Origin of the sequence: Knoellia terrae (assembly GCF_048606435.1) — a bacterium.
Classification (GTDB): Bacteria; Actinomycetota; Actinomycetes; order Actinomycetales; family Dermatophilaceae; genus Knoellia; species Knoellia terrae.
In genome coordinates this window covers 140,082-154,867 of record NZ_JBMBWH010000003.1, presented here as the reverse complement: position 1 = coordinate 154,867, position 14,786 = coordinate 140,082, and the positions used below count along the sequence as shown (strand labels likewise).

Below are 14,786 nucleotides of genomic sequence, written 5' to 3'. Positions count from 1 at the left end.
ACCCAGAGTCGCCCCTTGCGTCGTCCAGAGCGCGCTCACTGGGAGTCGCCCCTTGCGTCGTCCAGAACGCGCTCACTGGGAGTCGCCCCTTGCGTCGTCCAGAACGCGCTCACTGGGAGTCGCCCCTTGCGTCGTCCAGAACGCGCTCACTGGGAGTCGCCCCTTGCGTCGTCCAGAACGCGCTCACTGGGAGTCGCCCCTTGCGTCGTCCAGAACGCGCTCACTGGGAGTCGCCCCTTGCGTCGTCCGTGACGCGCTCAGTGGTCCTGCGGCCGGGCACGGCCTCGGTCTGCGAGCTCACCTTTCCGTGCCGAGTGCCCGGACCTTGGCCCAACGCGCGTCCCGGACGACGCCACGGGGCTCGGGCCACTCGGTGGGGAGGATCCCGGGGGTCCTGACCCCGCGGATCCTCCCCGCGAGCACCTCACCCGCCCGTGGCGCAGTGCTGGGCGTGCGTCGGACCGCAGGGTTCTCGGCGCCAGCGACGCTCAGGTGACCGCTCGTAGCAAAGGTGGCGCCGAGGACCCGGAGGTTCGCTGGGCGCGTTCGGCACTGCGCGAGGGCGGAGGACCCGGGCCGATCAGAGGTACTGGCCGGTGTTGGCGATGGTGGAGATCGAGCGGCCGGGCTCGTTGCCCTCCTTGGTCTTGATGAGCGTGCGGATGTAGACGATCCGCTCACCCTTCTTGCCGGAGATGCGCGCCCAGTCGTCGGGGTTGGTCGTGTTGGGCAGGTCCTCGTTCTCCTTGAACTCGTCGACGACGCTCTGGAGCAGGTGGTCGACGCGCAGTCCCCGGTGCCCGGTGGTGAGCAGGTCCTTGATCGCCATCTTCTTGGCCCGGTCGACGATGTTCTGGATCATCGCGCCGCTGTTGAAGTCCTTGAAGTAGAGGATCTCCTTGTCGCCACCGGCATACGTCACCTCGAGGAACTCGTTCTCGTCGTCCTCGGCGTACATGCGGGTCACGACCGCCTGGGTCATCGCGTCGACGGTGGCCTCGGGCGAGCCGCCGTTCTCGGCGACGTCGTCGGCGTGCAGCGGCAGGTCGGCGGTCAGGTACTTGGCGAAGATCTCGGTCGCGGCCTGGGCGTCCGGGCGCTCGATCTTGATCTTCACGTCGAGACGGCCGGGGCGCAGGATGGCCGGGTCGATCATGTCCTCGCGGTTGCTGGCCCCGATGACGATGACGTTCTCGAGGCCCTCGACGCCGTCGATCTCGCTCAGCAGCTGGGGCACGATCGTCGTCTCGACGTCGGAGGAGACGCCTGACCCTCGCGTGCGGAAGAGGCTGTCCATCTCGTCGAAGAACACGACGACGGGGAAGCCCTCGGAGGACTTCTCACGGGCCCGCTGGAAGATGAGGCGGATGTGCCGCTCGGTCTCGCCGACGTACTTGTTGAGCAGCTCGGGGCCCTTGATGTTGAGAAAGTAGCTCTTGCCCGCCGGCCGACCCTCCTTCTCGGCGATCTTGCGCGACAGCGAGGCGGCGACCGCCTTGGCGATCATCGTCTTGCCGCAGCCGGGAGGGCCGTAGAGGAGGACGCCCTTGGGAGCCTTGAGGTGGTGCTCGGTGAACAGGTCGGGGTGCAGGTAGGGCAGCTCGACGGCGTCGCGGATGAGCTCGATCTGGCTGCCCAGGCCGCCGATGTCGTCGTAGGCGATGTCGGGGACCTCCTCGAGCACGAGGTCGGCGACCTCCGCCCTCGGGATCTGCTCGTAGACGAAGGAGCTGCGCGGCTCGAGCAGGAGGGCGTCGCCGACGCGCAGCCGGACGTCGTCGAGGGACGCCGCCACGCGGCACACCCGCTCCTCGTCGGCGCGCGAGAGGACGAGCACGCGGCCGTCGTCGAGGATCTCCTTGAGCAGCACGACCTCGCCGGCCCGCTCGAAGCCGTGGACGGCGACGACGTTCATCGCCTCGTTGAGCATGACCTCGCGGCCGACCTCGATGTCGCCCGGGTCGATGGTCGGGCTCACGGCCACGTGCATCTTGCGGCCGCCGGTGAGCACGTCGACCGTCTTGTCGTCGAACGTCTCCACGACCACGCCGTAGCCGGACGGCGGCTGACCGAGGCGGTCGACCTCCGACTTGAGCGTGACGATCTGCTCACGGGCGTCGCGCAGGGTGCGCACCAGGCGCTCGTTCTGGGCGGAGACGGTGTTGACCTGCGAACGCAGGTCGGTGACCGTGCCCTCGAGGCGGCGCAGGGTCTCGCCGTCCCTGGACGGGGGGAACTCGGTCATCGGGGGCCTCCTCGGCTCGGGTGACCCCTCAACGCTAACCCGTGACGCTGCGCCTGACCTTCCTGACTCGCTTGTCGGACGGGACACGTTCGCCGATGGCCTCCGGGGTCCACTCCTCGGCGCTCGCGCCGGGCAGCGCCTCGGCGGGTGCGCCGTCCTCGCCCTCGGCCTCGTCGTACCCCTTCCCGGGGCGGCGCTTGCGCAGCGGCGGGGTCACACCGGGCGCCAGCCGACGGGTCGTGATGAGGAAGCCGGTGTGGCCGTGCATGCGGTGCTGCGGGCGCACGGCGAGCCCCTCGAGGTGCCACCCGCGCACGAGCGACTCCCAGGCCGAGGGCTCGGTCCACTCCCCCGCGTCACGCATGGCCTCGGCGACCTTGGACAGCTGGGTGGCGGTGGCGACGTAGCAGATGAGGACACCACCGGGCGCGAGGGCCTGGCCGACGACGTCGAGGCACTCCCAGGGGGCGAGCATGTCGAGGACGACCCGGTCGACCGTGCCGGGCTCGACCTGCTCGGGCAGGGACTCGACGAGGTCGCCGACGGTCACGGTCCAGGCGGGGTGGTCGGTGCCGAAGTGGGCCCGCGCGTTCGCCATGGCGATGTCGGCGAAGTCCTCACGGCGCTCGAAGGAGTGCACCCGGCCGCTGTCGCCCACGGCCCGCAGCAGCGACATCGACAGCGCACCGGACCCCACGCCCGCCTCGACGACGACGGCCCCCGGGAAGATGTCGGCCATCGTGACGATCTGGCCGGCGTCCTTGGGGTAGACCACCGCCGCGCCGCGCGGCATCGACATGACGTAGTCGGACAGCAGCGGCCGCAGCGCGAGGTACTGGAACCCGGCGGTGTTCGTCACGGTGGAGCCGTCCGGTGCGCCGATGAGCTCGTCGTGCTGGAGGTAGCCGCGGTGGGTGTGGAACTGCTTGCCCGGCGCGAGGGTGATGGTGTGGAGCCGTCCCTTGGAGTCGGTGAGCTGCACCCGCTCGCCCTCGGCAAAGGGTCCACGTCGAAGGTCGGATCCGGTCGCACTCATGGGGCCGGAGTCTAGTTCGCGCCGATGACGGCGTTGACCGCCTCGACCGTCACCAGCCCGAGCACCCGCCCGTCCTCGACCGCGAGGACGACCGGGCTGCCGGACTCCTGGATGGCCGTCACGACCGCGGTGAGGTCCTCGGTCGAGGTGGTCTCGGCGACCCAGCCGTCGGGCTGGACCCGCGCGAGGGCCGAGACGGGGGTGCTGGCCCACCGCTCGCGCGGGACGGTCACGGCGTCCTGGGGGAGCACGAGCGAGGTCGGGAGCCCGGTCGGCCCGACCACCACGGCCAGGCCGCCGGTCGCCGCGGCGGCCTCGAGGACGTCGTCCCCGCGAAGCACCGGGACCGGCCGCGCCACCTGTGCGACCGTGCCGCGCCCGAGCATCTGGCGCGCCTGCCCGGTGCGGATCGCCGCCGTCGCGCCCTGCCACATGAACATGGCGATGAGCCCCATCCAGATGATTGACGTCAACGACGGCGACGCGCTCAGCAGCAGGGGCCGGACGACGAACCACGCCACGAGCCCGAGGATGACGACGCGGCCGGTCCACCCCGCGGCGATGAGCCCCTGCTCGCGGCGCCCGGTCAGCCGCCAGACCAGCGCGTCGACGAGCTGGCCGCCGTCGAGCGGCAGTCCCGGCAGCAGGTTGAAGACGGCGAGCAGCAGGTTGACGACGACCACGCCGTAGAGCACGCGCGCGGGGATGTCGGACGTGACGACGAGCTGGGCGACCCAGGCCACCCCTGCGAGCAGGACGTTGGCGACGGGGCCCACGGCGGCGATCGCCGCCGCCTTCCCGGGCGTCGACAGGCGAGCGTCGTATGCCGTGTGCCCACCCCAGAGGTCCGCGACGACGCGGTGGACGGGCAGGCCGAGGGCACGTGCCATCCCGGCGTGGGCACCCTCGTGCACGAGGACCGAGACCAGGAGCGCGACGGCATACGTCAGGCCCACGAGGTAGGCGACGGCCCCGAGCTCGGGGGCGCCGCTGCCGACGATGACGGTGATGACCGCAGCCAGGAGGAACCAGCTCGCGCCGATCTGGACCGGGACGCCCGCGATGCGGGCGATGACCAGCCCCGAAGGCTTGGTCTCGGTCGGTGGGGCCACGCCGCGACCCTACACAGGGACGGCGGCACGCCTGCCGTCCCGGGGCGACGGCATACTTGACGGGTGATCTCCTCCTCCACCACGTCCCCGGCGGACACCGCCGTCGACCACCGTCCGGACGCGACCGCCGACCTCACGGCCGCGCTCACGGAGCGAGTCCTCGTCCTCGACGGCGCCATGGGCACGATGATCCAGCGCGAGGGCCTCTCCGAGGAGGACTATCGCGGGGAGCGCTTCGCCGACTGGCCGAGCGACCTGCGCGGCAACAACGACCTGCTCAGCCTCACGAGCCCGACCGTCATCGAGGGCATCCACCGTGCCTACCTCGAGGCAGGCGCGGACCTCGTCGAGACCAACACCTTCAACGCACAGCGGATCTCCCTCGCCGACTACGACATGGCCGACCTCGCCTACGAGATCAACCTGGCGGCGGCCCGCCTGGCGCGGCGCGCCTGCGACGCCGTCGCCGCCGACACCGGACGGCCGCGCTGGGTCATGGGCGCGTTGGGGCCGACCACCCGGACGGCCTCGATCTCCCCGGACGTCAACGACCCCGGGGCTCGCAACGTCACCTTCGACCAGCTCGTCGAGGCCTACACCGAGCAGGCCCGGGGCCTCGTGGACGGCGGGGCGGACGCCCTGCTCGTCGAGACGATCTTCGACACGCTCAACGCCAAGGCCGCGATCTTCGCCCTCGAGACCCTCTTCGAGGAGCACGGGCGGCGCTGGCCGGTCCTCATCTCGGGCACGATCACCGACGCGTCCGGCCGCACCCTCTCCGGCCAGGTCACCGAGGCCTTCTGGAACTCGGTGCGGCACGCCCGACCCCTCGTCGTGGGCCTCAACTGCGCACTCGGGGCCGACGAGCTGCGTCCCTACATCGCCGAGCTGTCCCGCATCGCCGACTGCTTCGTCTCGGCCTACCCGAACGCCGGGCTGCCCAACGCCTTCGGTGAGTACGACGAGACGCCGGAGCAGATGTCCTCGGTGGTCGGCGAGTTCGCCTCCAGCGGACTGGTCAACGTCCTCGGCGGCTGCTGCGGGACGACGCCCGAGCACATCGGTGCGATCGCGCAGGCCGCTGCCGCCGGCGTGACCCGGACGCCTGCAGAGGTCCCGGGGGCGTTGCGCCTCAGTGGTCTCGAGCCGCTCACCGTCGACGAGGACTCGCTCTTCGTCAACGTCGGGGAGCGCACCAACATCACCGGCTCCGCACGCTTCCGCCGGCTCATCAAGGAGGAGGACTACCCCACAGCCCTCTCCGTCGCACGCCAGCAGGTCGAGGCCGGCGCCCAGGTCATCGACATCAACATGGACGAGGGGATGATCGACGGCGTCGCCGCGATGGACCGCTTCGTCAAGCTCGTGGCGAGCGAGCCCGACATCTGCCGGGTGCCGCTGATGATCGACTCGAGCAAGTGGGAGGTCATCGAGACCGGCCTCAAGTGCTCGCAAGGGAAGGCGATCGTCAACTCGATCTCGATGAAGGAGGGGGTCGAGCCGTTCCTCGAGCAGGCCCGGCTGTGCCGCAAGTACGGCGCGGCCGTCGTCGTCATGGCCTTCGACGAGGAGGGTCAGGCGGACTCCCTCGAGCGCCGCAAGCAGATCTGCCGGCGGGCCTACGACCTCCTCACGAAGGAGGTCGGGATGGACCCGCACGACATCATCTTCGACCCCAACATCTTCGCCGTCGCCACGGGCATCGAGGAGCACGCGGCATACGGGACGGACTTCATCGAGGCAACGCGCTGGATCAAGGAGAACCTGCCGGGCGCGCTGGTCTCCGGTGGCGTCTCGAACGTGTCGTTCTCGTTCCGGGGCAACAACCCCGTGCGCGAGGCGATCCACGCCGTCTTCCTCTACAACGCCATCCGGGCGGGCATGGACATGGGCATCGTCAACGCCGGTGCACTCGTCGTGCTCGACGACGTCGACCCCGAGCTGAGGGAGCGCATCGAGGACGTCGTGCTCAACCGCCGTCCCGACTCGACCGAGCGCCTGCTCGAGATCGCCGACCGCTTCAACAACACCGGCGACGCGGCGCCCGAGGTGACCGAGGCCGAGTGGCGTGGTCTCCCCGTGCGCGAGCGGATCACGCACGCGCTCGTCAAGGGCATCGACGACTTCGTCGTCGAGGACACCGAGGACCTGCGCGCCGAGATCGAGTCGGCCGGGGGCAAGCCGATCGAGGTGATCGAGGGCCCGCTGATGGACGGCATGAACGTCGTCGGCGACCTGTTCGGCGCCGGCAAGATGTTCCTTCCCCAGGTGGTGAAGTCGGCCCGCGTGATGAAGAAGGCGGTCGCCCACCTCATCCCCTACATCGAGGCCGAGAAGGAGCGGTCGGGGGTCACGACGCAGAGCTCGAAGGGGCTCATCGTCATGGCCACCGTCAAGGGCGACGTGCACGACATCGGCAAGAACATCGTCGGGGTCGTCCTCCAGTGCAACAACTACGACGTCATCGACCTCGGGGTCATGGTGCCGGCGCAGAAGATCCTCGACACCGCCAAGGAGAAGGGCGCCGACATCATCGGCCTCTCCGGGCTCATCACGCCGTCGCTCGACGAGATGGTCCGCGTCGCCGGTGAGATGGAGCGCCAGGGCTTCGACATCCCGCTGCTCATCGGCGGGGCGACCACCTCGCGCGCCCACACGGCCGTCAAGGTCGACAAGCAGTACAGCGGCCCGGTCGTCTGGGTCAAGGACGCCTCCCGCTCGGTGCCCGTCGCCAGCCAGCTGCTGTCCGACACCCAGCGTGAGCCGTTCCTCGCCACGGTCACCGCGGACTACGACTCGATGCGCGCCCGGCACGCGGCGAAGACGACCGACCGGCCGCTGGCGACACTCGAGGCGGCGCGGGCCGCCCGCACGCCGGTCGACTGGTCCGGCCACCGGCCGATGCGGCCGCACATGCTGGCCCAGCAGAGCAAGGACGTCTGGTCGGGACGCACCGACTCGCACTGGCACCGCGCCGCCGCGCAGTTCACCCGGGTCTTCCGGAGCTACCCGGTCGAGGAGCTGCGCCGCTACATCGACTGGACGCCGTTCTTCCAGGCGTGGGAGATGAAGGGCCGCTACCCCGACATCCTCTCGAACCCTGCGACCGGTGACGCCGCCCGCAGGCTCTACGAGGACGCCCAGGCGATGCTCGACCGTATCGTCGAGGAGCGCTGGCTCACCGCCAACGGTGTCATCGGTCTGTTCCCCGCCAACGCCGTCGGTGACGACATCGAGGTCTACACCGACGAGTCCCGTGAGCAGGTGCTCACCACCCTCTACGGGCTCCGCCAACAGGGACAGCACCGCCCCGGCGTCCCCAACCGGGCGATGTCGGACTACGTCGCACCCAAGGACAGCGGCATCCGCGACTACGTCGGGGCCTTCGCCGTGACCGCGGGGCTGGGCACGCACGAGAAGATCGCCGAGTTCAAGGAGGCCATCGACGACTACAGCGCGATCCTCCTCGAGTCCCTGGCCGACCGGCTCGCCGAGGCCTTCGCGGAGCGCATGCACGAGCGCGTGCGTCGCGAGTTCTGGGGGCACGCCGGCGACGAGCACCTCAGCAACGAGGACCTCATCGCCGAGCGGTATGCCGGCATCCGTCCGGCACCCGGCTACCCCGCCTGCCCCGACCACACCGAGAAGGAGACGATCTTCCGCCTCCTGGACGCGCAGGAGCAGACCGGCATGGAGCTCACCGAGTCCATGGCCATGTCGCCGGGCGCCTCGGTGAGCGGCTGGTACTTCTCGCATCCGCAGAGCCAGTACTTCGTCATCGGCCGCCTCGGACGCGACCAGGTCGAGGACTACGCCAAGCGCAAGGGCTGGACGCTCGCCGAGGCCGAGCGCTGGCTCGGCCCCAACCTCGGCTACCAGCCCGAGGACTGACTCAGGCCTCGACGTCGTCGAGCTCGGCGATGACCTCCTCCAGGAGGCGGGCGAGCTCGCCGCGCTCCCGGGCGTCGAGTCCGCGCAGGACGTCGCTCTCGACGACGTCCGCCTCGCGGACCGACGACGTGAACAGCTCCCAGCCGTCGTGGGTCAGCGAGACGAGGGTGCGTGTGCGGTTCTGCGCGTCTGGACGGCGCTCGACCAGCCCTCGCTGGACCATCTTGTCGAGGCGGTGCGTCATCGAGGACGGTGCGACGCTGGTGAGCTCGGCGAGCTGGCTCGGGGTCAGGCACGACTCCCCCGCCTTCGCGAGCGAGGCGATGACGGCCCACTCGCCCTGGGTGAGGTCGAGGTCGGCGAGCTGGCGCGCGTACCACTGGTCGAGCTTCTTCGTCACTCCGTAGAGCGCTGTGATCACGCGCTGCACCGACTCCTCACCACCGGCTGCGACGTAGGCCGCGACGGCGTCACGGTGCTGCTGCGCGGCGGACCTCTGTCGTCGGGGCATGTCCCGAGTGTCGCATGCGTTGTTCGAATGCTAACCTTTCGATATCGAACGTTCGGGTTCGAACTCTTCGGCATCGAAGCCGAGTCGTGGTCCCGGTCCGGTGCGGTTCGGGGTCTGCCCCACACCCCAACACCCCACACCGGAAAGGTGCTCCTCGCCGTGCGCGCCATGCTGCTCGTCCTCGCCTCGTCCATCGGCATGCTCGGATGGGGAGCCGTGCTGCCCTACCAGTACGCGTATGCCGCCGACACCCGTGGGTGGGGCGCCCTCGCCGCGGCCGCAGCGTCGTCCCTCTTCTCGGTCGGTGCGCTCGTGGCTGCCCCCGTCGCCGGGCGCCTCAGTGACCGGTTCGACCCGGTGAAGGTCGCCGTGCTGTCCCAGCTCGTCGGTGCGCTCGGCGTGGGCGCCCTGGTCTTCGCCGACTCCCCCACCGCGTTCCTCGCGGGCATGTTCGTCTTCGGTCTCGGGCTGACCGCGGCCGTCCCGGCCAAGCAGGTCCTCGTCCTGCGTTGGGTGTCCACGGCCGACCGCCGCCGGACCTTCGCGTACAAGTTCACCGGCGAGGCCCTGGGGATGGCGGCCGGTGCCTACATCGCCGGCCACCTCGTCGACCTCCGCGACCCTCAGGGGCTCGACGTCGGGTTCCTCACCGCCGCAGCCGGCTTCGGGATCTCGTCCCTCATCATCGGGCTCGCGGGCCGCGGCGCGGGCGTCCACCCGGGCAGCGACATCGTCACCGACGTCTCCGTGCCGGCGAGCCCGCGCGAGTCGCTCCGGCTGGTCTTCGCCAGTCCGGCGCTGCGCTGGACGGCGGTGGTCACGGTGACCCTGGCGCTCGGCTTCTACGCCCAGTTCGAGTCGGGGCTCCCCGCCTACGGCCTCACGGTCCTCGACATCGACACCGCCGCGATCGGCACTGCTGCGGCGGTCAACGCCGTCGTCATCGTCGCTCTCCAGGTCGTCGTGGTCCGCCTCACCGCGCACCGCAGCGCGCCGACCCTGCTCATGGCCGTCGGTGCGATCTGGGTGCTCTCGTGGGTCGTCCTGTCCTTCGCCCAGCTCGCCCCGGGCGTCGCCTCTGCCCTCTTCGTCACGACCTACGGCATCTTCGCCGTCGGCGAGACGATGTACAGCCCGGTCCTCAACCCGCTCACCGCTTCGCTCGCACCCCGCGGCATGGTGGGCCAGACCCTGGGGATCTTCGGGGCCCTGCAGACGACCTTCTCCGCGCTGGGCCCGCTCGTCGCCGGCGTGCTGCTGGGTGCCGGTCTGGCGAACGGCTTCCTCGGGCTCCACCTCGCGATCAGCTGCCTTGCGGTGTATGCCGCGTGGCGCCTGCGCGGAGCCCTTCGTCGGGAGGCGGCGCAGCCGGCCACGACGGACGCCGGCGACGAGGGATGGCGCGCCTCTCGCCGCGACGGCGGTGACCCGGTCCTCGCTGCCTAGCCGACCACCGGCCGCATCGCCGGCCTGCGGCGACGGGCCGGGTGGGCAGGGGTGTCGGCGGGACGGCATACGGTGTTAGTCATGGTTCCCGCCCTGTCCCCGAGCCGCGCAGCGGACTTCAAGCAGTGCCCGCTGCTGTTCCGGTTCCGGACGATCGACAAGCTCGACGGCCCCCCGTCCCCGGCGGCCGCCCGCGGCACCCTCGTGCACGAGGTGCTCGAGCACCTCTTCGAGCTCCCCGCGGCGGAGCGCACCCCCGAGGCCGCCCTCGCCCTGCTCCAGCCGCGCTGGGCCAGCCTGGTCGAGGAGCGCCCCGAGCTCGCGACGATGATCGAGGACGACGAGAGCCTCGACGAGGACGGCTGGTTCGCTGCTGCCGGCGCCCTCGTCGAGCGCTGGTTCACCCTCGAGAACCCCCAGTGGCTCGAGCCGGCCGAGCGTGAGCTCTACGTCGAGACCGAGGTCGACGGTCTCACCCTGCGCGGCTACGTCGACCGGCTGGACATTGCGCCGGACGGGGCGATGCGCGTCGTCGACTACAAGACGGGCAGGTCGCCGCGGGAGGCGTTCGAGGGCAAGGCGCTCTTCCAGATGAAGTTCTACGCGCTCGTCCTGTGGCGTCAGCGCGGCACCATCCCCAAGCAGCTGCAGCTCGTCTACCTCGGCAACGGCGAGATAGTCCGCTACGAGCCGGACGAGCACGACCTGCTCGGACTGGAGCGCAATGTCCGGGCGGTGTGGGACGCGATCGTGCGAGCCAGCGACACGGGTGACTGGCGACCCCGGGTGTCGAAGCTGTGCGACTGGTGCGACTTCAAGGAGCTGTGCCCCGAGTGGGGCGGCACTCCCCCGCCGCTACCCGCCGACGCGGGGCGCCTCGTCCTCGACCCGCGCGTCACGGGCGAGGCGCTCGTCGGCGACGACTGACACCAGGTCCTGCGGCGTGAGGCCGCGCAGACTCGCCAGCTGGACGGCGCCCCGCGTCAGCGGGACGGGCACGACGTGGGGGACGGCGATCGTCGGCACCCCGGCGGCGACGGCCGACCTGACCCCGGTCGGGGAGTCCTCGATGGCGATGCAGTCGCGTGCCTCGACGCCGAGCAGGCGTGCGGCAGCGAGGTAGGGCTCGGGGTGCGGCTTGCCGTGCTTCACCTCGTCACCCGTGACGATGGCAGTGAAGGTGTCCTCGGGCAGCGCTTCGACGACCGCCGCCGCCAGCGAGCGCCATGACATCGTCACCAGCGCGTTGGGGACCCCGGCCTCGACGAGCGCAGCGAGCAGCTCCCTGGCGCCCGGCCGCCACGGCACGTGCTCGCGCACCTGGGCGGTCACCCGCACGAGGAGCTCGTCGATGATGCGCTCGGGCTCCCACGTGATCGGCGAGTTGTCGCGGATGAACTCCGCGCTCACCATGAGGTCGTTGCCGACGAGCTGGTGCGCGTACTCGTCGGACCACACCCCGCCGTGCTCCTCGACGATGGCGTGCTCGGCCGAGATCCAGTACGGCTCGGTGTCGACGAGCGTCCCGTCCATGTCCCAGAGCACGGCAGCAGGCAACGTCATGGGCCGAGTCTACGAATAGGGTGGAGCCGTACCCACGAGGAGGACGCGTTGATCGAGCTCGACGACCTGCCCGAGATGGAGAACGCCGTCATGATCGCGGCGTTCGAGGGCTGGAATGACGCCGGCGAGGCGGCCAGTGGTGTCATCGAGCACCTCGCGGAGCTCTGGGACGCCGAGCCGGTCGCGGCCCTCGACCCCGAGGACTACTACGACTTCCAGGTGAACCGGCCGCGGGTCATCTCCGAGGGCGGACGGCGTCGGATCAGCTGGCGCACCACGCGCATCCTCGTCGCCACCGACACGCCGATCGGGCGCGACGTGATCCTCGTGCAGGGCGTCGAGCCGTCCTTCCGGTGGCGGGCCTTCGCGATCGAGCTCATGGAGATCGCGCAGGCCGCCGACGTCACGACGGTCATCACCCTCGGGGCCCTGCTGGCGGACGTCGCCCACACGAGGCCGATCCAGGTCACGGCGACCTCCGACAACGAGGACACGCGCCACCGGCACGACCTCGAGGCAAGCACCTACGAGGGCCCGACGGGCATCGTCGGGGTCATCGCCGACGCCGCGGTGCAGGTCGGTGTCGGGTCCATCTCGGTCTGGGCTGCGGTGCCCCACTATGCGCACCACACTCCCTCGCCCAAGGCGAGCCGCGCCATCCTGTCGCGGCTCGAGGACCTGCTCGACGGGACCATCGACCACGGCAGCCTCGATGACGACGCGCGCGCGTGGGAGGTCGGTCTGGACGCGCTCGCGTCGGAGGACACCGAGGTGGCCGAGTACGTCGAGTCGCTCGAGGAGGCACAGGACACCGCCGAGCTGCCCGAGGCCAGCGGTGACGCGATCGCCAAGGAGTTCGAGCGCTACCTGCGCAAGCGGGGCACCGAGGACTGACGACGGGCGGGACGTGGGCCCGCCCCGGCTCAGACCCGTACGCCGAGCAGGGCGTCCAGCGTCCGGGCGAGCAGTCCCGGAGCCGAGGCGTCGCTGCCTCCGGCGGACAGTGTGAGGTCGGCCCAGGCGTCGACCGCGGCCAGCGCGGCGGGTGCGTCGAGGTCGTCGGCGAGCGCGGCACGGACGGCCGCGACGGTGCCCTCTGCGGGTGGTGCCGCGTTGACCGACAGCGACTCCCGCCAGTGGCCCAGCCGGGCCTGCGCGGCGGCAAGCAGGTCCGGGGTGTAGTCCCAGTCGGAGCGGTAGTGCTGCGCGAGCAGCACCAGACGGATGGCCATCGGGTCGACCCCCTCCTCGCGCAGCGCGGAGACGAGGACGAGGTTGCCGCGCGACTTGCTCATCTTGTGCCCGTCCAGCCCCACCATGCCGGCGTGCGCGTGCACCCGGGCGTAGTCCTCGACCCCGATCGCGCTCGCCTGGGCGACGGTCATCTCGTGGTGCGGGAAGACGAGGTCCGAGCCGCCGCCGTTGACGTCGATCGGCACGTCGAGCCGGTCCAGGGCGATCGCGGTGCACTCCACGTGCCACCCGGGCCGGCCGGTGGGGAGTCCCGGGAACTCCCACGACGGCTCGCCGACGCGGGCGGCGCGCCAGAGCAGCGGGTCCAGGGCGTCGCGCTTCCCGGGACGGTCGGGGTCTCCCCCACGGTCGGCGAAGACGGCGAGCATCTGGTCGCGCGACCAGCCGGACACCTGCCCGAAGCCGGTCACCGCAGCGAGGTCGACGTAGAGGTCCGGACCGTCGGCGTCGTCGTTCGACACCTCGTATGCCGCTCCGCTCGCTACCGTGCGCAGCACCAGCTCCGCGATGGTCGGCATGGCCTCGACGACCCCGACGTAGTCCTGGGGAGGGATCACCTGCAGCGCGGTCATGTCCTCGCGGAAGAGGTCGGCCTCGGTGACGGCCAGGTCACGCCAGTCGATGCCGTCGCGCTTCGCCCGCTCCAGCAGCGGGTCGTCGATGTCGGTGACGTTCTGGGTGTAATGCACCTCGTGACCGTTGTCGCGCAGCACCCGGCCCACGAGGTCGAAGGCGACGTAGGTCGCGGCGTGACCGAGGTGAGTGGCGTCGTAGGGCGTGATGCCGCACACGTAGAGCCGGGCGACGGGGCCCGGGGTGACGTCCTGCAGCTGCCCGGTGCTGGTGTCGTGGAGCCGGAGGCCGGCGCCGCCCGGTGGGATGGCGGGCAGGAACGGAGGAGGCCACGAGATCACTGACGCAGCCTACGGCGGTCCCTCACATGGCCGGCCACGGGATGGCCGGCCAGCCGGGTGTCGGACGTGGGTGCCGTCGCTCGGCGACGAGGTGCTCGGCCCGCCGGTCCAGAGCGCTCACCTCGTCGTCGGTGAGGAGCCCGTCGAGACGGCGCACCAGGTCGCCGTCGCGCAGGGCGGTGCGGACCCGCTCGACGCGCGCGACGTCGTCGGGATCCAGCTCCTGACCGGCCCAGCCCCAGAGGACGGTCCTCAGCTTGGGCTCGACGCTGAGACTCACCCCGTGGTCCACGCCCCAGAGTCCACCGGCGACCCGGAGAAGGTGGCTGCCCTTGCGGTCGGAGTTGTTGATCAGCGCGTCGTAGACGGCCGCGGTCCGCACCTCCGGCTCGACGGAGTGCGCCACGACGACCTCCTGCCCGTCCGGCGTCTCCCCGCGCAGCACCTCGCGCCACCCGTCCGGGACGGCGTCAGGGGCGACCACGTCGACGACGAGCTCGGCGGGCGTCTCGGGGTCGCCGATCCACTCCTGGCTGGAGGCCGGGCCCCAGGGCCCGTCGTGGAGGACGGTCGGCGGCACGATGCCGAACCCGCCGGCCTCGCTCACGAGGTATGCCGCCCGCTCACGACCCGCGAGCGTGCCGTCGGGGTAGTCCCACAGCGGCCGCTCGAGGGCGACCGGCTTGTGGATCGCGAGCCGCGAGTGATCGTCGCGCGTGACGCGGACGAGGACGGCTCCGTTGGACGAGTCGACGATGCGGCCCAGCAGCTCGACCTCGCCGAGGGCGAGGAGGTCCTCGACCTCGGTGCCCAT

General features: G+C 71.1%; 11 protein-coding genes. 4 read left to right on the top strand and 7 right to left on the bottom strand.

From position 1 onward, the window contains the following. Positions 1 to 580: 580 nt before the first annotated feature. The 3 genes from arc to ACOJV9_RS05900 are packed head-to-tail and all read right to left on the bottom strand — an operon-like array spanning position 581 to position 4,393. Positions 581 to 2,245: a proteasome ATPase gene (arc, locus tag ACOJV9_RS05910; protein WP_420184265.1), complete on the bottom strand. Its 1,665-nt coding sequence runs from the start codon at positions 2,243 to 2,245 to the stop codon at positions 581 to 583. 34 nt (positions 2,246 to 2,279) lie between these two features. Continuing rightward, the gene (locus ACOJV9_RS05905) at positions 2,280 to 3,281 is read right to left on the bottom strand and encodes a tRNA (adenine-N1)-methyltransferase (RefSeq protein ID WP_420184264.1); all 1,002 of its coding nucleotides are present in this window, start codon (positions 3,279 to 3,281) and stop codon (positions 2,280 to 2,282) included. A gap of 11 nt (positions 3,282 to 3,292) precedes the next feature. Then, positions 3,293 to 4,393 carry a site-2 protease family protein gene (locus ACOJV9_RS05900; protein ID WP_420184263.1) on the bottom strand — a complete coding sequence of 367 codons (1,101 nt, stop codon included), beginning with the start codon at positions 4,391 to 4,393 and terminating at the stop codon, positions 3,293 to 3,295. Between the two features lie 63 nt (positions 4,394 to 4,456). Between ACOJV9_RS05900 and metH the strand changes: the two genes are divergently transcribed. Further along, positions 4,457 to 8,284: a methionine synthase gene (metH, locus tag ACOJV9_RS05895; protein WP_474544336.1), complete on the top strand. Its 3,828-nt coding sequence runs from the start codon at positions 4,457 to 4,459 to the stop codon at positions 8,282 to 8,284. A gap of 1 nt (position 8,285) precedes the next feature. Here metH and ACOJV9_RS05890 read toward each other — a convergent pair whose 3' ends face one another. Next, positions 8,286 to 8,795 carry a MarR family winged helix-turn-helix transcriptional regulator gene (locus tag ACOJV9_RS05890; protein ID WP_420184262.1) on the bottom strand — a complete coding sequence of 170 codons (510 nt, stop codon included), beginning with the start codon at positions 8,793 to 8,795 and terminating at the stop codon, positions 8,286 to 8,288. Between the two features lie 147 nt (positions 8,796 to 8,942). On the opposite strand from ACOJV9_RS05890, the gene ACOJV9_RS05885 reads away from it, so the two are divergent. Both ACOJV9_RS05885 and ACOJV9_RS05880 read left to right on the top strand, forming a co-directional pair. Then, a complete protein-coding gene (locus ACOJV9_RS05885) occupies positions 8,943 to 10,241 on the top strand; it encodes an MFS transporter (protein WP_420184261.1) in 1,299 nt (432 codons plus the stop codon). 81 nt (positions 10,242 to 10,322) lie between these two features. After that, positions 10,323 to 11,168 (top strand): RecB family exonuclease, encoded by an 846-nt coding sequence (locus tag ACOJV9_RS05880; protein WP_420184260.1) that lies wholly within the window; start codon positions 10,323 to 10,325, stop codon positions 11,166 to 11,168. Here ACOJV9_RS05880 and ACOJV9_RS05875 read toward each other — a convergent pair. After that, positions 11,097 to 11,804, bottom strand: a complete 708-nt coding sequence (locus tag ACOJV9_RS05875; protein ID WP_420184259.1) for an HAD family hydrolase — start codon at positions 11,802 to 11,804, stop codon at positions 11,097 to 11,099. The genes ACOJV9_RS05880 and ACOJV9_RS05875 overlap by 72 nt on opposite strands. Before the next feature lie 48 nt (positions 11,805 to 11,852). Between ACOJV9_RS05875 and ACOJV9_RS05870 the strand changes: the two genes are divergently transcribed. Continuing rightward, positions 11,853 to 12,698, top strand: a complete 846-nt coding sequence (locus tag ACOJV9_RS05870) for a PAC2 family protein (RefSeq protein WP_420184258.1) — start codon at positions 11,853 to 11,855, stop codon at positions 12,696 to 12,698. Between the two features lie 29 nt (positions 12,699 to 12,727). Here ACOJV9_RS05870 and mshC read toward each other — a convergent pair whose 3' ends face one another. Next, on the bottom strand, positions 12,728 to 13,972 hold the full coding sequence (mshC, locus tag ACOJV9_RS05865; RefSeq protein ID WP_420184257.1) for a cysteine--1-D-myo-inosityl 2-amino-2-deoxy-alpha-D-glucopyranoside ligase: 1,245 nt from the start codon (positions 13,970 to 13,972) through the stop codon (positions 12,728 to 12,730). A gap of 22 nt (positions 13,973 to 13,994) precedes the next feature. Continuing rightward, the gene (locus ACOJV9_RS05860) at positions 13,995 to 14,786 is read right to left on the bottom strand and encodes an SCO1664 family protein (RefSeq protein ID WP_420184256.1); all 792 of its coding nucleotides are present in this window, start codon (positions 14,784 to 14,786) and stop codon (positions 13,995 to 13,997) included.